The sequence below is a fragment of the Arthrobacter sp. V1I7 genome (assembly GCF_030817015.1).
In the GTDB taxonomy this organism is placed as follows: domain Bacteria; phylum Actinomycetota; class Actinomycetes; order Actinomycetales; family Micrococcaceae; genus Arthrobacter.
This window is the reverse complement of sequence record NZ_JAUSYS010000001.1, coordinates 3,342,356-3,366,027: the sequence shown is the minus strand read 5'-3', so window position 1 is coordinate 3,366,027 and position 23,672 is coordinate 3,342,356. Positions and strand designations below refer to the sequence as shown.

Below are 23,672 nucleotides of genomic sequence, written 5' to 3'. Positions count from 1 at the left end.
CAGGCGACGGCGCTGCGGGACGAGAAGAGCAACGGCGCAGGTCAGCGACGGCTAGTCCTAGTCCTTCCAGTCCTTCTTGAGGACGTCCGGGAGTTCATCGACGTAGACGGTTTGCGGTGGCTCGTAGTAGATGACCAGTACCTCCTCGCCCACGGTGTAGACACTGGTCCTGTCGAAGGGATGGGCGTGGAACGCGCTGGTGCCCCCCCGGAACGGCAACATGACTTCGCCGATGGTGCCCGGTCCGATGCGCCCGGTAACCCGTGCGATCTTGCCGGTGAGGCTCCGGTCAGCGTCCCTATGCATCAGGAGCTTTCTGCGGTCGCCTGGAATCCTCCCTGCCGTTCCGGAGAGCTGATCTGAGGGCCGGGAGGTAGTCGCCCACTTGGGTCAGGATGCCGCCGATCATGCGGTTGATCCCCTCGCCGCCGTTGAGGACGGTGAGCTGCCCGACATGGGCGAAGGGCTCCGCTGCTGCCGCGATGATGGACGGCATGTTTTCGGCCAGCTGCTGGGAAATCACCGCGTCCTGATTGGTTCCCAGGGCTTCGGCGCGGGCCTTGATACCGTCCGCCTCGGCCAGGGCCTTGGCTTTGATGGCGGAGGCGGCAGCATCGCCGCGCGCCTTCGTGGCCGCAGCCTCCGCTTCGCCGGTAACCTTCGTGGCTCCGGCTGCCGCGGCAGCCGCCGTCGCGTTGGCCTGGGCCTGCAGTTCGGTCCGCCGCGCGTTGACCTGCGCTTCGAGTTCCGTGCGCCGGGCCAGCGCTTCGGCGGCGCTGATGTCGGCCGACTTCTGGCCTTCGGCGTCGGTCCGCTTGGCATAGGCCTTCGCATCGGCGGGCTTGCGGATGCTGGTCTGCAGTTTCTGTTCCTCCCGGTCCGCCTCAAGCTTGGCCACTTCCGTCTCCTGGACCACCACCTGCTGACGGGCTGTTGCGTCGGCGAGGGGGCCGGCCTGCGCGGCGTTGGCCTTGGCCCGCTCGGCGTTGGCCTGCGCCACGGATTGACGGATTGCCGAGATGCTCCTGGCGTCGGCGATCATCGCCTCTGCCTCGGCTTCCTTTTCCGCCGCTTCCCGGTTCCTGGTGGCCTCGGCGATGCGGGCTTCCATCTTGACCTGGGCAATATGCGGCTTGGCGATGTTCTGGATGTAGCCGGTGGGATCCTGCAGGTCCTTGATCTGCAGGGAATCCACCACGAGGCCGAGCTTTTCCATTTCGACTCCGCTGGCACTGCGGACCTGCGAGGCGAGCTTGTCGCGCTCGCGGATGATCTCCTCCACGGTCATGCTGCCGATGATCGAGCGCAGGTGCCCCTCGAAGACGTTGTAGACCTGGCTTTCCATTTTGGGCTGCTGGCCGAGGAACCGGCGTGCGGCGTTGGCAATGAAGGGCGGGGCATCTCCGATCTTGTAAATGACCACGCCCTCGACGATCACCTGGATACCCTGGGACGTTACGCAGGAAACTTTGAGTTCGGTTTCATTGAGGGTCAGAGACAAGGTTCGGACTGTCTGCAGCCCTGGCAGGACGAGCGCGCCCTTGCCAGTGACGATCTTGAAATCCATGCCCGCCCGGGTGTCCAGCGTGCCCCGCGTCAGCCCCGAAATGATGAGCGCCTCATTGGGTTCGGCCACTTTCCACATCAGCTTTGTGGCAATCCAGATAGCGGCGATAACGAGGATCGCTCCGATGAGCGTGGTGATAAGCGGCAGAAATGCTGACACATCCGGCATAACCAGGTCCTTTCACGATGCTGGAAAAGGTCTGCGACAAAGCCCCCAACGATGCCACGATGGAACCGGGCCGGACTTGAATGCGGAATGCGGGGCCGCCAAGTCAGCTGTTGTAGACAGTCTGGGTGCGTATTTGTCGGGAAGTCCATAGCGGGGCGAGGGAATCTCTGGTCTGCGGCGGCGGGGGGGCGTGCCGGGGTTGCCGCCGGCGTGCTGCGGGTTGGCTGCGGGTTCTCGCAGGGTTCTCGCGGGCGTGCTGCGGGACTTGCTCCGGGATTTGCTGCCGTGCCGGCGCCATTTCCGGCGCGGGGACTTGCTCCGGGACTTACTGCCATTGCCGGCGCCCGCTATGTCCCCAGGATCCGCCGGGCCTCGCGCTGGGCTTCGAGTTCCTCGGGGGAGACAGTGCTGCCGCGCAGGTAGCCGGCCTCCTCGATGATCCGGCGCAGCTCCGCCACCGTCCGGGGGGTGCCGACGCCCAGGTGCGCCATGGCGTGGCAGTTGGCGCAGAGCGGCACGAGGTCCGTGATCGGATCCAGCTGGTAACCGCTGCCGAGCTGGGCCACCGGCACGATGTGGTGGACCTGGCTGAAGTCGATGCCGGCGTCGCCGTACTTCAGCTCGAACGAGAACCCGCAAGCCGCGCAACTGGTGCCATGGCGCGCAAGGCAGGCCCGCCGTGCTTCCTCGTCCTCCTCGTAGCGGTTCACGAGGACCCGGGCGACGGCGTCCTGCGGGTAAGTGCCCGGGACGGGCCGGGTGGGGTCCGGGCCGGGTTGGGGTCCGGACTCGCCCCAGAGGCCGCGGATGCTTGTTTCCTCTGACGGCTTGACGTGCAGCCCGGAGCCCGGAAGGCCGTCCCAGGGAATCCCGGGGGCGGCGTCATGGAGAAGGTGAACGGGAACCTGCTCGCCGAGGGGGAGGAGTGCGTCGAAGGCAACCAGCACGGTCAGCTCCCGGGTTCCGTGCCGCGGCTGCCCCGCCGGCTCCGGCTGCCCCTGCTGCCCCGGCCGTCCGGCGAGGTCAGCCCGCTCTGATGAGGGCCCGTGTTCCGGCTGTTCCGGTACGGGCTTTGGTGCCGGCTGCTCCGATGCGGGCTCGGTTCGTTGCGCGGGTTCGGGGTGTTCCGAGACGACGACGCCGTGTCCGATCAGCCCGCCGGCGTGGCCACCCTGGAGGACCAGCCAGGCGTCGGCTCCGGCTGGAATGTTCTGGTGCCGGCCCACGCCCCAGCGCTCCACGACCAGGCCGGACGCCCGGACCTGGGCTACCGCTGCCGGGTAGTTCCAGCGGTCCCAGTCTTCCGGGTTCCACCCGAGGATGATGGCGCTCATCTGGCCATTCTCGCAGGAGTGAACGGCAGTAAAATCAATTTAGAGGTGTTGGACATGACTGGATCCATTGCAGTCCTTCTGATCATCATGGCAGCGGTCGCTCTGCTCGCCGTCATTGGCACAGTGGTGGTTGTCATCCGCGACGGCCGTGGCCAGATTCCAGCGGAAAAATCGGAACGGCCCTGGATGGCGGGAAACCTCCCCAGCCTGCCGTATTCGCTCCTGCGTTTCTGACCCGCATTGCCGGGGCCTCTTCCGGCTGACCACCTTACGTTGACCTCTTCCCGCGGACAGGGCTGCTTCCTATACTGACCGCGTGGGGACAGCATGGGTTTTCGGTGCAGTGGCCTCCAGCGCCCTGGTACTGGGGGCGCTCATCGGTGCGAAATTCGAGCTGCCGAAACGCGTGCTGGCGATGCTGCTGTCCTTTGCCGCCGGTGCCCTGATCACCGCCCTAACCTTTGAGCTGTTCGAGGACGCCTACGAGCGCGGCGGGATCGTGCGGGCCGCGATCGCTTTCATGGTTGGCGCCATCGTGTTCACCGTGCTCAGCGCATTCCTGGACCGCTGGGCGCAACCCCGTTCGCAGACAGTCCCGGCCGACAAGGTCCAGGGCAGCGCCAAGCTGGACACCGACGCCGCAGCTTCCGACCGGCCGCCGACTACCGCTTCCACCCGCGGCGCGGCCGGGTTTGCACTGCTGGCGGCCGTGACTCTCGACGGCGTCCCGGAGAACATCGCACTGGGAGTCTCCCTGGGCGAGGGGACCGGCGGACTGGCCCTGCTTGCCGCGATTTTCGTGTCGAACCTGCCGGAAGCGCTGGTGGGAGCCTCGTCGATGCGCAGCCAGGGCAAATCCGGGGGAGCCATCCTGGGCCTGTGGACCGCCTGTGCCGCACTGCTGGTGATCGCCGTCGTCGTGGGCGCCGGCCCACTGTCCGGAAGCGACCCGGAAACCATCTCCCTTCCGCTGGCGTTTGCCGCCGGGGCCGTTATCGCCTCCCTTGCCGACACGCTGATGCCGGAGGCCTTCGAGCACGGCGGGCCCGCGGTGGCCCTGAGCACCGCGGCCGGGTTTGTGCTGTCGTTCATCCTTTCGCTCGCCTGACACCCGTGGGCTCCTGTCGCGCAGCCACGTGCGCCAGCGGTACGCCATGGCTCCCGGATTCCTGGGACGTCCACCGGGACGGTCCGTGCGGAGCCAGCCGCGGCGCAGGTGGTTGATTTGCCACAAATGGCCGCTATGCGAGGCGCGGAGCGACCGTTATCGGCAAATGGCCGCTGCCCCGCCGTCGTTGCGTGGACCGGCTGGCCGTAGCGCGCCAAGCCGCCAACCGCCGTCGTACCTGCCGTCGTGAACCCGCAGCGTCAACCTGGAATCCCGGGCGCAAGGAAGCTGGTGCAGCCGCTGCGTTTCCGCGTGACGCCTACACCAGCAGGTAGTACGAATTTTCAGATTGCTATGAAACGTTACTCATTCGCGGCTCCCTTTATCCCGGTTGTTTGCATTACCGGGTCCTTGCGTCGTCAGCCAAATGCCTCGACATCAGCCAACCGGCGCCAACCATTACTACGCCCAGCACCATCAGGGCCCAGTTGTCCATGGTGTTCAGCGACAGGAAGTTGGCCGCCGACCCCACACCGACGATAAGCCCGTAAATGCTAAGGACGATGTACAGCAGGCCGAAGCCCATGAGGAAATTCCTGGCGCCCATGGCGTTCCGGGACATGGCCACGCCGGTGGCGCCGATTGCCAGCTGAACGATGTTCAGCAACATCGACACCTGGAACAGGTTCAGGAACATGGCCTGGGATTCAGGCCCGAAGAACCTCAATGCGCTGTACTGCGTGGTGATGCCGGGGATGAACCCCAGGATGCCCACGACTATCAGGACAATACCCACACCCATGCCGACATTCTGAACATCTGTCCGTCCGAAGTGAACGCCGTGTGCATGTGGAGATGCGGTTGTCATTTCTGCCTCCAACCACTGATTGCGGACATTACAATTTTACGGCGGCCCTCCGGAAAAAGCACCGCTAAGGTCCCACGTCGCGGGGCGTTCCGCCGCTTGAGCCTGTCGCAACGGTCCCGGACGCCCTCCCGTGGCACCATGGAACACGATGAAACTGCGCGCTGATCAGACCGGAGAACGTGGACTTCCGATGCCCTTGTGGCTTCAGGGAGCCCTCGAGTCCGCCCAGGCGGCGGTCATCTCGGCCCTCGTGGTGGTCGCTCCGATTATCGCGGTGTGGGCCACCGCCGGTTTCCAGAACGGCGGCGCAGACGTCCTCGCCCGGCTTGCCGGCCAGGCCTGGCTGCTGATCCACGGCGTTCCGCTGCTGTTGGACACCGTGGGATCCGGTGCCGCGGCGCATCCGGAATCCGGCGTCCTCGCGCTGATCCCGCTGGGGTTGACGCTCATCCCGTTCCTGCTGGCCTGGCGTGCGGGCCGCCGTCTGGCCCGGGCTTCGTACACGGATCAGCTCTGGCAGGCGCTGCTGGGTTCCTGGCTCGTCTACGCCGGCTTCGGCCTGACCACGGGCTTCGTTTGCCGCACCTCCGACGTCGGCATCAGCCTCTGGTCCGCTGCCCTGGCCCCGCTGGTCCCGTTCGCGCTCGGCATGGTGGTCGGCGCCCGCCGGGAGGCCGGTTCCTGGACCCGGCTGATCGGCGTCGACGCGGTGGCCTGGCTCTCCCGGACCAGCCAGCACTCACGCTGGGCCGGGTCCTACCTCGGCTCCGCGATCAAAGCCGGCTACGTGGCACTGATGGCGGGCCTGGCGATGTCCGCGGTGCTGCTCGCCGTCGACCTGTTCATCCATTGGAACCTGATCGTCGCGGTCTATGAAGGGCTCGACGCCGGCGCCATGGGAGGAGGAGTTCTCACCATCGCGCAGCTCGGCTTCCTGCCCAACCTCGTGGTGTTCGCGCTGGCGTGGATCTCCGGCGCCGGGTTCGCGCTGGGGGTGGGTTCGCAGGCGGGCGCGCTCGGCACCGCCATCGGTCCGCTGCCCTCCATTCCGGTGTTCGCGGCCCTGCCCGCCGGTTCGTTGGACTACGGCTTCGCTGCGCTCGTGGTGCCGGTGCTCGCCGGGACCCTGGCCGGCTGGTGGTTCCTGCGCGAGGGCGAAAACCACTTCGACGAATGGTTGTCGATCAAGATCCACGTCCGCTGGTTCACCGCCACGGTCTCGACCCTCGTCCTGGGCGCCATCATCGGCAGCGTTGCCGGACTGCTCGCCGCGGGACTGGCCTGGCTGGCCCGGGGCTCCGCCGGCATTGGGCGGCTGACCGAGATCGGCCCGGACCCGGTGCGGTTGGCGCTGTTCGTGGCCGCGGAGGTGGGGATCGGCGTCGTTATCGGTTATGCGGCGGGACCCTGGCTGGAACGCCAGCAGAAACTGCGCGAAGCGGATCTGGAAGCCGCCGCGAACTGAGGGTGGATGGGCGGCGCCGGGGCGCTTAACGCAGCTGAACCGGCATCGAGTTTTCCAGCTGTATCCGGCACTGGGAGGCGGCCTGCTGGGTGAGGGCCTGGCGGGCGCACTGCTGGTAGTCCCGGACCTGGCTGAAGAACAGCGCCGAGGACACGACCAGCAGCACCTGTACAGCCGCGACCACCAGACCGCAGATCGCGCCGATCAGCACGAGCCGGGACTCCTTGAGTTTCACGGCCCGGACCAGCACCATGATGCCGAGCCCGATGGCGGCCGCGGTCAGGGCCGCGCTCAGCCAGAGGTAGTCGATGTCCAGCTGGTACACGAAGAACGATCCGAGGACCACCACGATGAAGGTGCGGAACAGATTGTGCGTCTTCAGCAGCGAGGATTTCGCCGCGTCGCTAGGCGGGTGCTGGCTCCGCTGACTGCCCTGGCTGCCGGCGGGGTCGTTCTGGGGATTCATGTTTTCCAGCCTACGCGAGCAGCCCCATAAGCTAGGACAATGCGCATCGTAGTCCTCGTTTCCGGCACCGGCTCCAACCTCCAGTCCGTCATTGACGCCGTGAAAGAGGGCAGGCTCGACGTCGAGATCGCCGCAGTGGGTGCGGACCGGCCGGGGACCTACGGGGTGGAGCGCTCGGCCGCGGCCGGCATTCCGACCTTCGTGGTGGACTTCAAGGCCTACCCGGACCGGGCGGCCTGGAACGCCGCGCTCACCGACGCCGTGGCCGCGTACCAGCCGGACGTCGTCGTTTCCTCGGGCTTCATGCGGATTGTCAGCGCGGACTTCATCGATGCCTTCGGCGGCAAATACCTCAACACCCACCCGGCATTGCTGCCGTCCTTCCCCGGCGCCCACGGGGTGCGCGATGCCCTCGCCTACGGCGTGAAAGTCACCGGCTGCACCGTGCACTGGGCCGACGCCGGTGTGGACACCGGCCCCATCATCGCGCAGGAGGCCGTGACGGTCAGCGACGGCGAGACCGAGGAGTCACTGCACGAGCGCATCAAGGTGGTGGAGCGCCGGCTGCTCGTCTCCGTCCTGGCCTCGCTCGCCGCCGCGCAGAAGGAGTCCGCGCCCGCCTGATCTCCTCGACGCGCTATCACGTGTGGTGGCGCTCAGCGGGCAGAACGCCCACGAGTGATAGCGCATCGAGGGGGAAGGACATTTGCTGGAGCAGGCGCTTGCCCCGAAGCAGGTACTGCGCCGTAAAAGACGAGTACATCCTGCGCAAGGACAGGTAGTGGGATCGGCGGAAAACCGATGGTTGCGATGTGATTTGGGACATATTCTGACGCCGTCGCCTTTACCGTTTGCAATCCCCGGGAGATTTCCGTGTCTCAAATTCAGCCTTGCCAAAATCAGTCCAAAAGTCCTGTGTCTTACCGCTGCTCTAGTCCTCGGGACCGGGGCAGTTTCGGCTGTCTACGCGGCGGGGACGACTCCGACTGCCGGCAGCGAGATCAAAGGATGCTACAACAACAACAACGGCGGTGAGCTCAGGGTGCTTGCTGCGGGGGCTTCCTGCGACTTGAAGAAGGAGACTCCGATCTCCTGGAACAGCCAGGGCATTCAGGGCCTGCCGGGCGTAACAGGCGACACCGGCGCGGCCGGCGCCATAGGTCCGACGGGCGCGACGGGGCCTGCCGGCGCTGACGGAGCGCAAGGCATCCCGGGGCTCACAGGTGAGACCGGGGCGATTGGTGCCATAGGTCCGGCGGGAGCAGACGGTGCGATTGGTGCCATGGGTCCGGCGGGAGCAGACGGGGCGATTGGTGCCATGGGTCCGGCGGGAGCAGACGGGGCGATTGGTGCCATGGGTCCGCAGGGCATCCAGGGCGAGAAGGGCGATACCGGCGAGACCGGTGCTGTGGGGGCCCAAGGCGCTCAGGGCGAAAAGGGCGACAAGGGGGATACCGGCGACACCGGTGCTGTGGGGGCCCAAGGCGCTCAGGGCGAAAAGGGTGACAAGGGGGATGCCGGCGACACCGGTGCAACTGGTGCAACAGGGGATACCGGCGCCACCGGGGCGACCGGTGCGGCCGCTTCGACGAGTGTCTCGGTTGTGTCGAATGGTGGCAGCACCTCTTTGGTGACGGCCAGCTGCCCGAGCGGACGCCTGGCAATGGGCGGCGGCTTCAACTACAGCCCCACCGGGGGCAACCAGGCGGCCTCCAGTCAGCCGGTTCTCAACACCGCGGGGCAGCCCGTCGGCTGGGCCGTCATTCAGACCAGGACGCCGTCTCCGCTGACGGTCTTCGTGACCTGCATCATGGCGACGGCGCCCCTCAGCAACGAACCTGAGGGGCGCCGTCGTACGTTCCGCCGGGGCAGGCCGCCGGCGTTACTCGAGCCGGCGCTGCTTGGTCTCGGGGGAGAAGAAGGCCATCCACAGCACCGAGACCAGCACCAGCCCGCCGGCCAGGGCGAACGACGTCGCCAGTCCCAGCTCCGGCCACAGGAACGCCGCGAAGACCAGCGGCCCGAAGCCGGCGCCGAGCCGGGAGAAGGTCGAGGCCCAGCCGAAGCCCGAACCGCGCAGCTCCGTCGGGTACAGCTCGGACACGTAGGCGTAGAGCACGGGGATGGCCACCTGCACCACGAAGCCGAACACCAGCAGCCAGAACACGGCCGCCGTCGGGATGTCCACCACGATCGCCACGATCACCAGGGTCAGCGCGGACAGCGGGCCGGTGATCGCCAGGATCCACTTCCGGCCCACCCGCTCCACCAGCAGTGCGGCCACCACGACGCCGAGGAGCCCGACGGCGGCCATCGAGGCGGTGGTGAGGAAGGCCCTGTACTCCTCGAAGCCGGCGCCGATCAGGATCCGCGGCATCCAGGTCAGGGACAGGTAGTAGACCAGCAGGATGCTGAAGAACAGGGCCCAGGCCGCCGTCGTGATTTTCCAGTTGAACTTCCACAGCAGGCTCAGCTGCGTCCACGCACTGCCTGCGGACAGCCGCGGGGCGTCCTGGGCCTCCGGCAGGCTGTAGGCGCGCGGCTCGGCGCCGGTGGCGTCGACCAGGTCGTCGATCACCTTGGCGGCCTCCTCGCGGCGGCCCTTCCGGATCAGGAACAGCGGCGACTCCGGGACGCTGCGCCGGACCCAGAACACGAGCAGGGCAGGCAGCACCATCACGATCATGGTCAGCCGCCAGTCCGCGAAGGCCGCGATGAGGCCGGCGGAGACGAAGCCGCACAGGGCGGCGCCGATCGGCCACCAGCCGTCCATCGCCGTGAGGACCCGGCCGCGCTGCCTGCGGGGCGTGAACTCGCCCACCAGCGCGTAATCGACCGGGATGCAGCCGCCGAGGCCGAAGCCGGCCAGAAACCGGAACATGCAGAACCAGAGGAAGTCGGGGGAGAAGGCGCCGAGGACGGTGAAGAGCGAGAAGATCAGCAAGGTCGCGGTGAACGCCTTCTTGCGCCCGATGGTGTCCGCGATGGTGCCCCAGATGAAGGCGCCCATGGCCATCCCGATCAGGTTGGACGCGCCGATCCAGGCGGCCTCGCCCGGGCTGAGCTGCCAGTGTGTAGACAGCAGCGGGATGAGGATGCCGTTGAGCGTCACGTCCCAGGCGTCGAACATGAAGCCGAGGCCGCCGATCAGGAAGATCCGTCCCTGCACCTTCCAGCGCCAGGGCAGTTCCTGGACCACCTGTTCGCCGCTCGGCACCGTGGTGTATGTGTTCATCTCAGCCTCCTGTGAAAACTCTACGTTGCGTCGCGGATCCGCGGTGTGCGCTTCACACTCCGGGCCGCGGGAAGCCCCGGAGCCGGGACGCGATAAACTGGCCGCATCCCCACCACCCGCGGCCGCGCCGCGATCTAAGACGGAGACTTTTGTGAGCTTTACGCAGCTTGACCGTGAATCCATCGACCGTGTTCCCATCCGCCGGGCCCTCATCTCGGTCTACGACAAGACCGGTCTGGAGGAGCTCGCCCAGGGCCTGCACGCCGCCGGCGTCAAGATCGTTTCCACCGGCTCCACCGCCAAGAAGATCGCCGCCGCGGGGATCCCGGTGCAGGAGGTCGAGGAAGTCACCGGCTCGCCGGAAATGCTGGACGGCCGCGTCAAGACGCTGCACCCGCGCGTGCACGGCGGCATCCTCGCGGACCGCCGCGTCCCGGCGCACATGGAAACCCTGCAGTCCATGGACATCGAGCCGTTCGACCTCGTCGTCGTGAACCTCTACCCCTTCGTCGACACGGTGAAGTCCGGCGCCGCGCAGGACGACGTCGTCGAGCAGATCGACATCGGCGGCCCCGCGATGGTGCGCTCGGCCGCGAAGAACCACGCCGCCGTCGCGGTCGTGGTGGATCCGTCGTCCTACCACGACGTCGTTGCTGCCGCCGCGTCCGGCGGTTTTGACCTGAAGACCCGACGCCGGCTCGCCGCGAAGGCCTTCGCGCACACCGCTGCCTACGACAACGCCGTGGCGACCTGGACCGCGAGCCAGTTCCTCGATGAGGACGGCGACGGCGTGATCGACTGGCCCGCCTACGCCGGCCTCTCGCTGGAGCGCTCCGAGGTGCTGCGCTACGGCGAAAACCCGCACCAGCAGGCGGCGCTCTACGTGGATAGGGCGGCCCCGGCCGGCATCGCCCAGGCGGACCAGCTGCACGGCAAGGCCATGAGCTACAACAACTTCGTCGACGCCGACGCGGCCCTGCGCGCCGCCTTCGACTTCGCCGAACCGGCCGTGGCCATCATCAAGCACGCCAACCCCTGCGGCGTGGCTGTGGGCTCCGCTTCGGCAGCCGACCCGATCGCCGACGCCCATGCGAAGGCGCACGCCTGCGACCCGGTCTCCGCGTTCGGCGGCGTGATCGCTGCCAACCGCACCGTCACCGCCGGGATGGCCAGGACCGTGACGGACATCTTCACCGAGGTCGTCATCGCCCCCGGCTTCGAGGACGAGGCCGTGGAGATCCTGTCCAAGAAGAAGAACATCCGACTGCTCGCGCTGCCCGAGGGCTACGGCCGCTACCCGTCCGAGATCCGCCAGGTCTCCGGCGGCGTGCTGGTGCAGGTGGCAGACAAGGTCGACGCCGAGGGTGACAACCCGGCCAACTGGACCCTCGCCGCCGGTGAGGCCGCCGATCCCGCCACCCTGGCCGACCTGGCCTTCGCCTGGACCGCCTGCCGCGCGGCCAAGTCCAACGCCATCCTGCTCGCCGCCGACGGGGCCGCGGTCGGCATCGGCATGGGCCAGGTCAACCGGCTCGACTCCTGCAAGCTGGCCGTGGAGCGCGCCAACTCCCTGGGCGTCACGGTGACGTCCGACGTCGATGCCGCCGGCGGCGCTTCCGGCGCCGACGCGAACGGGGCCCCCGAGCGCGCCCGCGGTGCCGTCGCGGCGTCGGACGCGTTCTTCCCGTTCGCCGACGGACTGCAGATCCTGATCGACGCCGGCGTCCGCGCCGTGGTCCAGCCCGGCGGGTCCGTCCGGGACGAGGAAGTCATTGCCGCAGCCAACGCCGCCGGCATCACGATGTACTTCACCGGAGCCCGCCACTTCTTCCACTAGGGGCTTCGCGCTTCACCCAGGAATGGACATGCCCTCCCGTCGCGGAGGGCATGTCCATTTTTCGTGCCCACGACCGGGCATATCGGGCTTATGTCCAAGCCCCGCATCCAGCGGAGGACATGTCCACTGGTGGCTCGGGGGCGGGCGCACACCCGGCCGGGGGACATGCTCATTCTTCGGGCCCAGGAGTGGGCACATTGGGAATATGTCCAGTCCCGGCCCGGAGCGGAGGACATGTCCATTTGTGGCGACCGTGGGAGCGGGCGCGCACCCGGCCCGGCCCCGGCGGGACTTGCTCATTCTTCGCGCCAAGGAGTGGGCATATTGGGAATATGTCCAGTCCTGGCCCGGAGCGGAGGGCATGTCCATTGGCGAGGGGGTGGAGCGGAGGGCATGTCCAGGCGCGGCCCCGGGCGGGGGACATGTCCAGCGGTGGCGAGGAAGGTCCAGCGGGCTGGCGGGGTGCAGCAGCGGCGGGCGCCCGGGGAGCCATGGAAACCCGTCCACAGGCGCCGGTAGAGGGCAATCCGGCCACCTCGGGTAAGTTAGGACTGTCGAGATAAGACCCGATTCCGGATATCCGCAGACCTTCAGGGAGACGCCCGAGCAATGGCAAAGATTATCTATACCCACACCGACGAAGCGCCGATGCTGGCCACCTATTCGTTCTTGCCGATTGTTGAGGCCTTTGCTTCCACGGCCGGTGTGGAAGTGGAGACCCGCGACATTTCGCTGGCCGGCCGCATCATCGCCGCGTTCGGCGACTACCTCACCGAGGAGCAGCGGGTCAGCGATGCCCTTGCCGAACTCGGTGCCCTCGCCAAGACGCCCGAAGCCAACATCATCAAGCTGCCCAACATCAGCGCCTCCGTGCCGCAGCTGAAGGCCGCGATCGCCGAGCTCCAGGGCCAGGGCTACGCGCTGCCCGACTACCCGGACAACCCCAGCTCCGATGAGGAGACCGACATCCGGTCCCGTTTCGACAAGCTCAAGGGCTCTGCCGTCAACCCGGTGCTGCGCGAAGGCAACTCCGACCGCCGCGCCCCGCTCTCGGTCAAGAATTACGCACGCCAGAACCCGCACAGCATGGGCGCCTGGAGCCCCGAGTCGAAGACCAACGTCGCGCACATGGACGCCGATGACTTCCGCTACAATGAAAAGTCCGTCGTCATCGGCTCGGACACGAACATCAAGATCCAGCTGGTCAAGGAAGACGGCACGGTCAAGGTCCTCAGGCGGGCCTTCCCCGTGCTCGCCGGCGAGGTCATCGACGGCACCGTGATGCGTGCCGCCGCCCTGGACGAATTCCTCACCGCCCAGGTGGCCCGGGCCAAGAATGAAGGCGTGCTCTTCTCCGCGCACCTGAAGGCCACCATGATGAAGGTCTCCGACCCGATCATCTTCGGCCACATCGTCAAGGCCTACTTCGCCGAGGTGTTCGACACCTACGGCGCCCAGATTGCCGCCGCGGGCCTGAGCCCGAACAACGGCCTCGCCTCCATCCTCAACGGCCTCGAGGACCTGCCCGAGGAGATCCGCGGCGACGTCGAAGCGGCCATCCAGAAGGGCCTGAACGACGGTCCGGAGCTGGCCATGGTCGATTCCGACAAGGGCATCACCAACCTGCACGTGCCGTCCGACGTGATCGTCGACGCCTCCATGCCGGCCATGATCCGCAGCTCCGGCCACATGTGGGGCCGGGACGGCCAGGAAGCCGACACCCTCGCAGTCCTCCCGGACAGCAGCTACGCCGGTATCTACCAGGTGGTCATCGATGACTGCCGCGCCCACGGCGCCTTCGACCCGACCACCATGGGCACCGTCCCGAATGTGGGCCTGATGGCCCAGGCAGCCGAGGAATACGGCAGCCATGACAAGACCTTCGAGATCCAGTCCGCCGGCACCGTCCAGATCGTCGACGACGCGGGCACCGTGCTGATCGAGCACCAGGTCGCCCCCGGGGACATCTGGCGCGCCTGCCAGACCAAGGATGTGCCGATCCGCGACTGGGTCAAGCTCGCCGTCAGCCGCGCCCGTGCCTCCGCCATGCCGGCCGTCTTCTGGCTGGACAAGGGCCGCGCGCACGACGCGAACATGATCGCCAAGGTCGAGGAATACCTCAAGGACCACGACACCGAGGGCCTGCAGCTCGAGATCATGTCCCCGGCAGAAGCCACGGCCTTCACCCTGGAGCGCATCCGCAAGGGCGAGGACACCATCTCCGTCACCGGCAACGTGCTCCGCGACTACCTCACGGACCTGTTCCCGATCCTGGAACTCGGCACCAGCGCCAAGATGCTTTCCATCGTTCCGCTGATCAACGGCGGCGGCCTCTTCGAGACCGGTGCCGGCGGTTCCGCCCCGAAGCACGTCCAGCAGCTGCTGAAGGAAAACCACCTGCGCTGGGACAGCCTGGGCGAGTTCCTGGCCCTGGCCGTGAGCTTCGAACACCTCGCCACCACCACCAACAATGCCCGCGCCCAGATCCTGGCCGACACGCTGGACCGCGCCACCGGCACGTTCCTGCTTGAGGACAAGTCCCCGAAGCGCAAGGCCGGCGAGCTGGATAACCGCGGAAGCCACTTCTACCTGGCCAAGTTCTGGGCGGAAGAGCTTTCACGCCAGAGCGACGACGCCGAGCTGGCAGACGCGTTCGCCGCCGTCTCGGGTGCGCTGACGTCCAACGAGGAGACCATCACCGGCGAGCTCCTCGCCGTCCAGGGCTCCCCGGCCGACATCGGCGGCTACTACCGCCCGGACGAGACCAAGGTCTCCGCCGTCATGCGCCCCTCGGCGAAGTTCAGCGAAGTGCTGTCCATGCTGGGGTAGTAGCCACGGCAGTAACGCGAAGCGCCCCGCCTCCCGATTGGGACGCGGGGCGCTTTCGCTGCCACTCACTTAGCTTTCGCGGTCGTTGCCGAACGGCGGGTCGGGTGCGAGGTCTGGATCAGCATTCACATGCTGCGTGGTAGGAAGGTCCCCGGAGCCCGCCTCTTCCTGAAGCGGTACCGCCGTCGTGCCGTCCGACTCCACCGAGCCCGCCCCGGCAGGAGCGCCCGCCGCCCCGGCAGGAGCGCCTACCGCTCCGGCGGGAGCGCCTCCGGTGGTGGCGTCGTCGACGCGACCGCGCCAGGCGCCCGACTCGACGTCGCGCTCTTCGATGAACTTCTTGAAGCGCTTGAGGTCGGAGGCGACCTGCCGGGAGTCCAGGCCAACGGCAGCCCCGGCCTTCTCGGCGGCCGATTCGGGCTCCCAGGTGAGCTCCACGCTGACCTTCGTCCGGTTGGCTTCAAGGGGCTCGAATCGTACCGTGCCGGCGTTGCGGGGCTCATCCAGGCTTTCCCAGGAAACACGCTGATCCGGTTCCTGGCCGGTAATCCGCGCGTCGTATTCGCGCTTGACCCCGCGGATGCTCGTTTCGAAGTGGACCGTGCTGTCGTCGAGCTGTCGGACGGCGTCGACCCCGCTCATGAACCGGGGAAAGTCCTCGAACTGTGTCCACTGGTTGTACGCCTGGCTGGGCGGGACGTTTACCTCAATGGATTGCCTGACAGTTGCCACCCGTTATCACTCCTTCAGTTGACGGACCGCAGTCCGCGTTTCTGATTGCCGTGGCGGTTCACGCCACGTGTCAACGCTAGCGCGGTTTGTGCCCAACAGTAAGCTTGCTGATGAAAGCTGCCGGCGAGCGACGACGTGCCCCGAGGAGAAAAGTTGTGAGCGGCGGCACTCCCAGACCTGGTGCTAGGCAAGCTTGGTGTCGGTCGGCGGGGTTCGCCCGTAGCTACCGTCTGGCCGGGCCAAGGCTGCCAACCCCGAGGAGCCGACGCATGCCCGAAGGGAGGAGCCGGTTGGCTCCTCCCTTGGCTGTCATTCCTGTTGGAAGGACCAGGACCTCAGTCGTCCTCGTCCTTTCCCTTGGCCTTACCGCCCTTTCCGGCATTCTCCTGGACGGGCGCGGTCACGACCGGCGGGGTGGCAGCCGCTGCAGCCGCGGCCTCGGCTGCTGCCTTCGCGGCTGCCTGCGCAGCCGCTTCCTGTTCGGCCGCCGCGGCTGCGGCGGCCTGCTGCGCAGTGACGTCGGCACGGACAGCTTCGATGGACGTCCTGATGCTCTGGTGGCGCTTGAACGACACCTCACCCCGGGTCGCGGCGTCGTCCAGCCGGACCACGAGTTCATCCAGGAGCTTCTGGGAGCCTGCAAGGTCATTGGCCGCGGCCGCCTCGGTGACGGCCAGGACCTGGGACTGAAGCTGCTTGGCCGCATCGGGTCCAAGGTCCGCCGGCGGGGCGGAGCAGCCGGCCAGCGCTGCCGCCAGGACGGCAGCTGCCAGCAAGCCACCCGCCGGCAGCCGACCGGCGCTGAGGATCCCGGCACCCTGCACGGGCCCGCGCCGGATCATGGCTGCACACTTTTCTGCAGCTCCACCAGGTGTTCGCCCAGGCTGCCGGTCACGGACGGATAGGGGACGACGGCGGGTGCCTCCGGCGCCGTGAGCGCGGGAACCGCGGACGCGGCCACCGCCAGCAATGCAAGCACCGCCATGAGTAGCGCGATCCGAGTGCGCCTGCCCGAGTGCCGGAAGCGGGCTACCGTCCGGATTGCGAGGGAGGCTGTTTCCGTTGCGGAATTAACTGTGCCGGTGGGTTGCGACGGGGCATCCGGGTCCAGTCGGGGAAGGGGGCGCGTTCCGGCCTTGTACTCAGGCGGCAGCGGCAGCCGCGGAGGTCGGGCGGGCGGAGCCGGCAGTACCCGGGTACGTTCCTCGGCCAGCAGGCCGGGCAGCGACTGGGGCGAGATGAGGGCCTGGCGTAGAGCGCTTTCCAGATCGGCGGCTGCCGGACGGTCCCTCGGATCCAGGGCGGTCATGGCCCGGAACAGTTGTGCCCAGTCAGCAGGGACAGTGTCCGGGACGGACGGGGCCCGGTGTAGTCGTGCGACGGCCGATTCAACCGCGCTGCCCGGGAATTCGACCTCGCCTTTGAGGCATTCGAGCATCACGAGGCCGAGCGAGTAGATGTCGCTCGCGGGTCCGAGATCCGCGCCCCGGGCCTGTTCCGGGCTCAGATAGGCGGCGGTGCCCACCATGGTGCCTGTCGCCGTGAGCCGGGTGCCGTCTATTATCCGGGCGATCCCGAAGTCCGTAAGCTTTGGCCGCAGCGGTTCACCGGGACGTCCCGGCACCAGCAGGATGTTGGCCGGCTTGATGTCCCGGTGGATGATGCCAAGCGCGTGGACATAAGCCAGCGCGTCTGCCACACCGGCACCGACGACGGCCAGTTCGTTCAGGGAGAGGGGACTCCGCAGGATCCGGGTCCGGAGGTCCTGGCCGTCCACCAACTCCATGGTCAGGAAGGGCCGGGGCTCGTCGGGAATCCGCCCGTCGATCCCGGCGTCGAAGAGCGTTACCAGGTTCGGGTGGTTCAGGGTCGCCAAGAGTTCGATCTCGGCCTCCTGCCGCCTGAGTTCGTCAGGGTCGGCCGACTGTGGGGCAAAGAGCTTGAGCGCCACATCCCGGCCCAGGTTCAGGTCCTTGGCGGTATGGACGGAGGCCATGCCGCCCCGGCCGATGACTTCGCCCAGCCGGTAGCGGCCGCTCACGAGATCAACGGCGACGCTGTTGGGCGAACTGTCCACGATCCCGTCCTTTCCCTATGCGCCCCGGTGGCGCCCCTAAAGAATAGTACGGGGACTGGTTTGCGCCGCACTCACACCGTGGCCGTGTGATGCGGCCACGGTGCGGGGCGGGTACTCCGCCGGAGTCTTTGAATGCCGTTGAGTCCCCCAGCGGACCCAACGACCCTCGCTCCGGCGGTCACGGGACCACAACGGGATGGTTGGCTTACTAGGGCGGATGTTCGCCCTGCCGGCGGGACGGTTTTCGGCGCGCCAGCTGACGGGCGGTGCAGGACCATCGGGGCTTCTGGACGGCCGCCGGCCTGAGCCGCTGCGGAACTGACGCCGGTCGCCGCGAGACGGGGGCTCTGGCCGAACGAGGGGCGCCAAAACGTGGGACGGTGGAAAAAGGGGTGCCGGAAGTCCGGGCGGGGACGAGGGCGTCCATTGGGAATCTCCTGAATGACTGGTGGCGGGCGCCTCATGGCAGCCCGATTGGCCGTGCTCTGTGGAGGGCAGAGACGGCTAACTAGTCAGGAGATGAACCGGGGTCAGCTGCGACTGCTGAGTGCTCGTTTTGCAGCGGACCTCGAATTGGGTCGGCATTGGCCGTGGGGATGAACAAGTACAGGTTCGGCAACCAGGCAGCAGCGCCGGCAGGACCGTTGGACGTGTGGGCGTTGCCCGAGCCGGAACCGGGGCCAGCAGGAAGGGCGTCAGGTGCGGGTAGTCCAGGGCCGCCGGGCCACGGGCTGGGTCCGCGCTCGCCGGAGGGGCCCGGGTCAGCGGGGGCGGCGGGAGGAGCCGTAGCGGGTGCTGCCGGTGCACCGGAAGGAGGCTGAGGAGCAGGGGCAGTATCGGAGACTCGCGGCGGGACGGAGGCGATCCGGATGGCACGGGCGGGCTCGGCGCTGGCCGTCATCACTTCCGGCGGAGGGGGCCCGGCTTGTGCCTGGGCATCGCAATTGGCCCGGGTGTCGTCTGCGGCAGGCAACGCAGGTGCAGGCTCGGCCACGGCGACGGCGTCCGCAACGGGCGTCAGTGGCTCCGAAGGTCCGGGGACCACGGAATCCGGCAGTGCGGGGTCCGCCACAGGGGCGCCGGGAACGGGGTTGGCCGGGCCTGGATCCGTTGGGTCCGCAACTGGCGGCTTACCCCCCGGGGCTGGTGTGGCCGGGTGGCTCGGATCGGGGGTGGGCTTGGCTGGATCGGGCGCGGGCTTGATCGGGTCAGTGTCGGAGTCAGGGACCGCGTCCGAGTCGGAGTCCGAGCCAGGCCGTGGCGCAGGCGCGGGCTTGGTCGGGTCAGAGTCCGGGACCGGCTCAGAATCCGGGTCAGTCGCAGGCTTGGTAGGACCAGGCGCTGGCTTGGCCGGATCAGTATCCGAATCCCGGTCGGGCGCGGGCTTGGCCGGATCAGTATCCGAATCCCGGTCGGGCGCGGGCTTGGCCGGATCAGTATCCGAATCCCGGTCAGGCGCGGGCTTGGCCCAGTCGGAGTCGCGGGCCGGTTCAGAATCCGAGTCAGCGTCCGGGTCAGCCGCAGGTTCGGTAGGTTCGGGCGCGGGCTTGGCGGGGTCAGTATCCGAATCCCGGTCAGGCGCTGGCTTGGTCGGGTCAGAGTCCGGGGCCGGCCCAGGAGCAGGCTTTGATGAGTCAGGTTCGGGCGCTGGCTTGGCGGGGTCAGAATCCGAATCCCGGTCAGGCTTGGCCGGGTCAGGTTCGGGCGCAGGCTTGGCCGGCCCAGGAACAGGCTTGGCCGGGTCCGCAACGGGCGCGGGCTTCGCCGGATCACCGGGCGCGGGCTTGGCCGGATCAGAGACCGGGTCAGCGGGCGTAGGCTTGGCCGGGTCCTCGGCCGGATCGGCAACCGGCACGGTAGACGCAGTCGGGGCCGGAGCCGGAGATTCGGGACGCTTGGCCGGTACGCCCGGGTCCGGAACGGCCGGCGCTACCGAGGCCTTGGGGGCGGCTGCGGACCGTGACGGAGCCGGCGCCGGGATTGCCGACGGCTGGTCTGACGGTCCCGGGTCGGGCGGGGGAGGGACCGACGCAGGGGGCACCAGGGCTGCGCTCGGCGCGGGGTGCACCGGGGTCACTGCATGCCCGACATCCGGAACAGATGCTGCGGGGCCCGGAACTGAAACGGCCGCGGCATCCGCAGGTACCGCCGGCACCTGAACGGGCTGCAGGGCCGGCGCTGGAAGCGGAGCCGGGGTCCCTGGCGTGTCGGCCGCAAGGTACCCTGCCTCCAACATCCCGAGGATGTCGGACGGGACCGCAAGAGCCATCGAGACCGACGTCCCGGTGCCGGTCATCCCGACTGAAGTGGCGGCGTCGTCGGCGTTGGCAGCTGTCGCAGAAAGCGCCAGCCAGGCGACTCCGGCGACGCCGGCCAGAATCACCCGCCGGATTGGGCGGCGTGCGCGCAACAGGGCCGATGCTGGGTCCACTGCACACACCCCATTTCCCCGAGAGCCCGACGATTGCCTACAGGGTAAGTCCGGCCGCCCGGGTCAGTCCAGAGTGCGTGGAAAACAGCCCCGGATTCCCGACGTAAAACGCCGGATTCACGCCAGCGAATGGCGCTGTCAGCGGGCGTCGTTCGCGTAGCTGACGCCGAGCTGCGCGCGCACCCCGTCGAAGAGCCGCATCGTGTTCAGCGAGTCCTCCAGCGGCATGACCGGGCTCTCCGTCAGACCGTGTTGGATGCAGCGGGTCACTTCGCGGAGCTCATAGCTGTAGCCCCTCCCGACGACGTCGAACCGTTCGCTGCGCACGTCGTCGAAGCCGACCCGGACATGGAGCTCCTTGGGGTTGTTGATCGAGCCGATCGCCTGCAGGAATCCGGCGCTGCCGGCCACGGTGGCGGTGCGGGGTCCGTGCGCCAGCAATGAGGAGGTCAGCTGCGCCTGCGCGCCATGGTGGTAGCCGAGCGTGAGGGCATTCTGGGCGTCCACACCGTCGTCGTTGACCCAGCCGGTGGCACTGACGGTCTGCGGGAACCCCAGCGTGCCGAGCGCCCACAGCAGCGGATAGACCGTGATGTCCAGCAGGGCACCGCCGCCGTCCCGGGGAGCCCACAGCCGGGAGGTGGGTGAATACGGCGCGGGGAAGCCGAGATCGGCCCCCACCCATTTGATCTCGCCGATTTCGCCCGAGGCGGCGATCTCGAAGGCCCGCTGCATGCTGGGCAGGAAGCGGCTCCACATGGCCTCCATCAGGAACAGCCCCTTGGCCCGGGCCAGGGCCACCAGCTCACCCGCCTCGCGTGCGTTCACGGTCAGGGCCTTCTCGCATAGCACGTGCTTGCCGGCGTTCAGGGCCGCCAGGGCGATCTCGTGGTGATGGGCGTGCGGCGTCGCCACGTAGACGATATCAACAGCATCATCGGCGAGCAGCCGCTCGTAGCCGGTCTGCCCGCCGTCGTCCCCGTAGGCCCGGGCAAAGCCGTAATCGGCGGCGAACGCATCCGCTGCCGCCTGGGTGCGTGAACTCACGGCGTAGAGCCCTGCGTCCGGCAGGAGCTCCAGGTCCCGGGTGACCGCCGCGGCGATGCCGCCGGTGGCGATGACGCCCCAGCGCAATCTGGCGCCAGTGGCTGTTCGGGGGTCCTGGTCCGGCTGGCCGGACAGCCAGGGCTTCGCGATGAGGGCAGTCATGGTGCCATCCTCTCACCCTGGTGGGGGAGACCCGCCTACCCCGCCACGTCGGCCGTGGCCCGGCTGCGCGCGGCTTCCTCGGTGAGCCGGCCCTGCTGGAGCCGGAAGCGCCGGTCCGTCTTGTTGGCCAGCGACCGGTCATGGGTCACCACGAGGATGGTGGTGTTGCGGTCCCGGCTCAGCGAGCTGAGCAGCTCGATGATGTGTTCGCCGGTTTGTTCGTCCAGGTTGCCGGTGGGCTCGTCGGCCAGGATCAGCTTGGGCTTGTTGGCGAGGGCCCGGGCGATCGCCACCCGCTGCTGCTCGCCGCCGGAGAGCCGGTTGACGCAGCGGACGTGTTTCTCCGGATCCAGCTGCACCTGCTCGAGCAGCTCCCGGGCGCGCTCCCGCCGGGCGGCTTTCCGGATCCCGGCGAACTCCATCGGCAGCATCACGTTGTCCACGGCGGAGAGGTTGGGGATCAGGTTGAACTGCTGGAACACGAAACCGATGTCCCGCCTGCGGTACTCGGTCAGCTTCCCGTCCGGCATGCCGGCCAGGCTCACGCCGTTGACCAGCACGTCGCCGCTGGTGGGTTTGTCCAGGGCGCCCAGCAGGGCCAGCAGCGTGCTTTTGCCGCTGCCGCTCTTGCCCACGATGGAGGCGAGCGTGCCCTGCTCGAGCCGGAGACTGACATCGTTGACGGGTTTGATGGTGCGGTCGCCGGACTTGAATGTGCGGACCAGGTTCTTGACTTCGAGCATGGCTACTCTCCTCGGAGGACTTCGATGGGACGGATGCGGGCGGTCAGCAGGGCGGGAACCAGGGCGCCGATGATGGCGACGCCGAACACCGCGGCGAGGCCGGCGCCGATCACGCCGGGGGAGGCGCTCGCCGTCACCGACGTCAGCAGCTGCGACGCTCCGCCGCCGAACGGTCCGCCGCCGGGAAGGCCCGCACTGCCGGCAATGCCGCCGGGGAGGCCGGGGAGTCCGCGTTGGCCGGCCGCGCCGGTTGCCGCGGTGGTGCTGTTGGAACTGATCAGCGCCGAGGCGATGCCGCCGCTGGCCAGGGACGCGACGGCGGCACCGAGCACGCTGCCCAGCGCCACGAGGACCAGCGCCTCCAGCACGAATTGCAGCCCGATCGTGCGGTTGGGGGCGCCGATGGCCTTCAGCACGCCGATTTCCCGCCGGCGTTCGCGGACCAGCATGACCATGATCAGCAGGATGATCAGCCCGGCGGTCGCCAGGGCCGCGACGAAGGCGGTGAACGAGATGTTCTTGACGCTGCCGAGCGAGCTCACGGCGGTCTCCAGGTTGCGCTGGCCCTGGCTGACGTCGGCGGCGTCGGTGCCCAGCGCGTCCTCCAGGGCGGTCTTCGCGGCGTCGACGTTTTCCATGCTGTTCACGGTGACGATCATCGTGGACAGTTCCCCGGGCAGTTCCGCTAGGCTCTGGGCCGTCGGGAGCGTGAGATAGAGGGAGTTGTTGCCGAAGGCGGTGCCCGCGTCGAACAGGCCGGCCACGGTGAAGGTCTGGTCCTTGATGGTGAAGGTGGAGCCCACCGCCAAGCCGTTTTTCTCGGCCAGCGTGGTTCCCAGCAAAGCCCCGGTGGAAGCTGCGTTGTAGTCGCCGAGGCCGGTGCCGCCGCTCAGCTGCAGGGCCTTGCCGGTCGCATCGACTGCGGCGCCGATGCCAGTGGCCGTGACGGGCAGCGAGAACGCGGGCGCTGCCTGCGTCGTCGCGGTGCCGGTGCTCCCGCTGGATGCCTCATTGCGGGAGCCGAGCGTGCCGGCGTCGACGGCGGCCGTGAGGCTCGTGGTCACGGTGGTGGCCGACTGCCCGCCAGGACCGCCGCCACCGGGACCGCCCTGGCCCGTCTGGGCACTCTGGGCGGCGGCGTCGGCGTTCCGCAGGCGGAGCGCCTTGGTGCCAATGACGGCGCTAACGTTCGGTACCGCGGCCGCCGTCGCGGCCTGCTCCGCGGTGAGCGGCTCGCCGCCGCCCTCGAAGCCCTGGCCGCCGGCCGGGTTGACGGTGAGCACCGTGCCGACCGAGGCATTGAGCTCGGCGACCTTCGCCGCGACGGCCTGGTTGGCGACGAGCATGGCAAGGGCGAGGCCGATGGCTACGGCCAGCACGGCCACCACCGCCGCGGTCCGAACCTTGTTTCTGAAGGCGTTGCCTACACTCCGGGCAAGGACGCTCACGGGACTCCTAGGATCAGGCCGGCTCGGATCGCCGGCGGCTGCTCCCACAGTGGTACGGGCTGCTGTGCGGAGATCACAGCCAAGCTATGGATGGGCTGTGAAGGCGTCCGGAAGACGCCCGCAGGGTCCGGCTGGGGCACGCAAAAAGCCCCGGC

18 protein-coding genes are annotated in these 23,672 nt (G+C 68.2%); 6 read left to right on the top strand and 12 right to left on the bottom strand.

The window, feature by feature from the left end; genetic code table 11:
• Window positions 1-57 precede the first annotated feature (57 nt).
• From QFZ69_RS15420 to QFZ69_RS15410, 3 genes are all read right to left on the bottom strand, one after another.
• The gene (locus QFZ69_RS15420; protein ID WP_306919465.1) at window positions 58-306 is read right to left on the bottom strand and encodes a hypothetical protein; all 249 of its coding nucleotides are present in this window, start codon (window positions 304-306) and stop codon (window positions 58-60) included.
• On the bottom strand, window positions 299-1,735 hold the full coding sequence (locus QFZ69_RS15415) for a flotillin family protein (RefSeq protein ID WP_306919464.1): 1,437 nt from the start codon (window positions 1,733-1,735) through the stop codon (window positions 299-301). The genes QFZ69_RS15420 and QFZ69_RS15415 overlap by 8 nt, the downstream gene beginning before the upstream one ends.
• A gap of 347 nt (window positions 1,736-2,082) precedes the next feature.
• Entirely contained in the window at window positions 2,083-3,069 is a 987-nt protein-coding gene (locus tag QFZ69_RS15410; RefSeq protein ID WP_306919463.1) for an HNH endonuclease, read from the bottom strand.
• Between the two features lie 54 nt (window positions 3,070-3,123).
• Between QFZ69_RS15410 and QFZ69_RS15405 the strand changes: the two genes are divergently transcribed.
• Window positions 3,124-3,303: a hypothetical protein gene (locus QFZ69_RS15405; RefSeq protein WP_306919462.1), complete on the top strand. Its 180-nt coding sequence runs from the start codon at window positions 3,124-3,126 to the stop codon at window positions 3,301-3,303.
• 82 nt (window positions 3,304-3,385) lie between these two features.
• The gene (locus QFZ69_RS15400; protein WP_306919461.1) at window positions 3,386-4,177 is read left to right on the top strand and encodes a ZIP family metal transporter; all 792 of its coding nucleotides are present in this window, start codon (window positions 3,386-3,388) and stop codon (window positions 4,175-4,177) included.
• 400 nt (window positions 4,178-4,577) lie between these two features.
• Here the strand turns inward: QFZ69_RS15400 and QFZ69_RS15395 are convergent, their stop codons facing one another.
• The gene (locus tag QFZ69_RS15395) at window positions 4,578-5,045 is read right to left on the bottom strand and encodes a DUF4383 domain-containing protein (protein WP_306919460.1); all 468 of its coding nucleotides are present in this window, start codon (window positions 5,043-5,045) and stop codon (window positions 4,578-4,580) included.
• A gap of 148 nt (window positions 5,046-5,193) precedes the next feature.
• Between QFZ69_RS15395 and QFZ69_RS15390 the strand changes: the two genes are divergently transcribed.
• Window positions 5,194-6,510 carry a DUF6350 family protein gene (locus tag QFZ69_RS15390; RefSeq protein WP_306919459.1) on the top strand — a complete coding sequence of 439 codons (1,317 nt, stop codon included), beginning with the start codon at window positions 5,194-5,196 and terminating at the stop codon, window positions 6,508-6,510.
• 25 nt (window positions 6,511-6,535) lie between these two features.
• Here the strand turns inward: QFZ69_RS15390 and QFZ69_RS15385 are convergent, their stop codons facing one another.
• Window positions 6,536-6,976: a hypothetical protein gene (locus tag QFZ69_RS15385; RefSeq protein ID WP_306919458.1), complete on the bottom strand. Its 441-nt coding sequence runs from the start codon at window positions 6,974-6,976 to the stop codon at window positions 6,536-6,538.
• 39 nt (window positions 6,977-7,015) lie between these two features.
• On the opposite strand from QFZ69_RS15385, the gene purN reads away from it, so the two are divergent.
• Window positions 7,016-7,600 (top strand): phosphoribosylglycinamide formyltransferase, encoded by a 585-nt coding sequence (gene purN, locus QFZ69_RS15380; RefSeq protein WP_306919457.1) that lies wholly within the window; start codon window positions 7,016-7,018, stop codon window positions 7,598-7,600.
• A 1,258-nt stretch (window positions 7,601-8,858) separates the two neighbouring features.
• Here purN and QFZ69_RS15375 read toward each other — a convergent pair.
• Window positions 8,859-10,211 carry an MFS transporter gene (locus tag QFZ69_RS15375; RefSeq protein WP_306919456.1) on the bottom strand — a complete coding sequence of 451 codons (1,353 nt, stop codon included), beginning with the start codon at window positions 10,209-10,211 and terminating at the stop codon, window positions 8,859-8,861.
• Window positions 10,212-10,362: 151 nt separating this feature from the next.
• Here QFZ69_RS15375 and purH point away from each other — a divergent pair, with 151 nt between their 5' ends.
• Window positions 10,363-12,048: a bifunctional phosphoribosylaminoimidazolecarboxamide formyltransferase/IMP cyclohydrolase gene (gene purH / locus QFZ69_RS15370; RefSeq protein ID WP_306919455.1), complete on the top strand. Its 1,686-nt coding sequence runs from the start codon at window positions 10,363-10,365 to the stop codon at window positions 12,046-12,048.
• Window positions 12,049-12,657: 609 nt separating this feature from the next.
• Complete coding sequence (locus QFZ69_RS15365) at window positions 12,658-14,877, top strand: NADP-dependent isocitrate dehydrogenase (RefSeq protein ID WP_306919454.1); 2,220 nt, start codon at window positions 12,658-12,660, stop codon at window positions 14,875-14,877.
• Window positions 14,878-14,946: 69 nt separating this feature from the next.
• Here QFZ69_RS15365 and QFZ69_RS15360 read toward each other — a convergent pair whose 3' ends face one another.
• From QFZ69_RS15360 to QFZ69_RS15335, 6 genes are all read right to left on the bottom strand, one after another.
• On the bottom strand, window positions 14,947-15,609 hold the full coding sequence (locus tag QFZ69_RS15360) for an SRPBCC family protein (protein WP_306919453.1): 663 nt from the start codon (window positions 15,607-15,609) through the stop codon (window positions 14,947-14,949).
• A 335-nt stretch (window positions 15,610-15,944) separates the two neighbouring features.
• On the bottom strand, window positions 15,945-16,451 hold the full coding sequence (locus QFZ69_RS15355) for a mucin-associated surface protein (RefSeq protein WP_306919452.1): 507 nt from the start codon (window positions 16,449-16,451) through the stop codon (window positions 15,945-15,947).
• Window positions 16,448-17,689: a serine/threonine-protein kinase gene (locus tag QFZ69_RS15350; protein WP_306919719.1), complete on the bottom strand. Its 1,242-nt coding sequence runs from the start codon at window positions 17,687-17,689 to the stop codon at window positions 16,448-16,450. Before QFZ69_RS15350 ends, QFZ69_RS15355 begins: the two co-directional genes overlap by 4 nt.
• Before the next feature lie 2,566 nt (window positions 17,690-20,255).
• Window positions 20,256-21,326, bottom strand: a complete 1,071-nt coding sequence (locus QFZ69_RS15345) for a Gfo/Idh/MocA family protein (RefSeq protein WP_306919451.1) — start codon at window positions 21,324-21,326, stop codon at window positions 20,256-20,258.
• A gap of 35 nt (window positions 21,327-21,361) precedes the next feature.
• Window positions 21,362-22,069 carry an ABC transporter ATP-binding protein gene (locus QFZ69_RS15340; RefSeq protein ID WP_306919450.1) on the bottom strand — a complete coding sequence of 236 codons (708 nt, stop codon included), beginning with the start codon at window positions 22,067-22,069 and terminating at the stop codon, window positions 21,362-21,364.
• A 2-nt stretch (window positions 22,070-22,071) separates the two neighbouring features.
• Window positions 22,072-23,517, bottom strand: a complete 1,446-nt coding sequence (locus tag QFZ69_RS15335; protein WP_306919449.1) for an ABC transporter permease — start codon at window positions 23,515-23,517, stop codon at window positions 22,072-22,074.
• Between the last annotated feature and the right edge of the window lie 155 nt (window positions 23,518-23,672).

Excerpts from the sequence above, each read along its gene's own strand:
- QFZ69_RS15415 (WP_306919464.1), bottom strand. The coding sequence starts at position 1,735 with ATGCCGGATGTGTCAGCATTTCTGCCGCTTATCACCACGCTCATCGGA.
- QFZ69_RS15375 (WP_306919456.1), bottom strand. The coding sequence starts at position 10,211 with ATGAACACATACACCACGGTGCCGAGCGGCGAACAGGTGGTCCAGGAA.
- QFZ69_RS15405 (WP_306919462.1), top strand. The coding sequence starts at position 3,124 with ATGACTGGATCCATTGCAGTCCTTCTGATCATCATGGCAGCGGTCGCT.
- purN (WP_306919457.1), top strand. The coding sequence starts at position 7,016 with ATGCGCATCGTAGTCCTCGTTTCCGGCACCGGCTCCAACCTCCAGTCC.
- QFZ69_RS15390 (WP_306919459.1), top strand. The coding sequence starts at position 5,194 with ATGAAACTGCGCGCTGATCAGACCGGAGAACGTGGACTTCCGATGCCC.
- QFZ69_RS15420 (WP_306919465.1), bottom strand. The coding sequence starts at position 306 with ATGCATAGGGACGCTGACCGGAGCCTCACCGGCAAGATCGCACGGGTT.
- QFZ69_RS15385 (WP_306919458.1), bottom strand. The coding sequence starts at position 6,976 with ATGAATCCCCAGAACGACCCCGCCGGCAGCCAGGGCAGTCAGCGGAGC.
- QFZ69_RS15410 (WP_306919463.1), bottom strand. The coding sequence starts at position 3,069 with ATGAGCGCCATCATCCTCGGGTGGAACCCGGAAGACTGGGACCGCTGG.
- QFZ69_RS15355 (WP_306919452.1), bottom strand. The coding sequence starts at position 16,451 with ATGATCCGGCGCGGGCCCGTGCAGGGTGCCGGGATCCTCAGCGCCGGT.
- QFZ69_RS15345 (WP_306919451.1), bottom strand. The coding sequence starts at position 21,326 with ATGACTGCCCTCATCGCGAAGCCCTGGCTGTCCGGCCAGCCGGACCAG.
- QFZ69_RS15340 (WP_306919450.1), bottom strand. The coding sequence starts at position 22,069 with ATGCTCGAAGTCAAGAACCTGGTCCGCACATTCAAGTCCGGCGACCGC.
- QFZ69_RS15365 (WP_306919454.1), top strand. The coding sequence starts at position 12,658 with ATGGCAAAGATTATCTATACCCACACCGACGAAGCGCCGATGCTGGCC.
- QFZ69_RS15395 (WP_306919460.1), bottom strand. The coding sequence starts at position 5,045 with ATGACAACCGCATCTCCACATGCACACGGCGTTCACTTCGGACGGACA.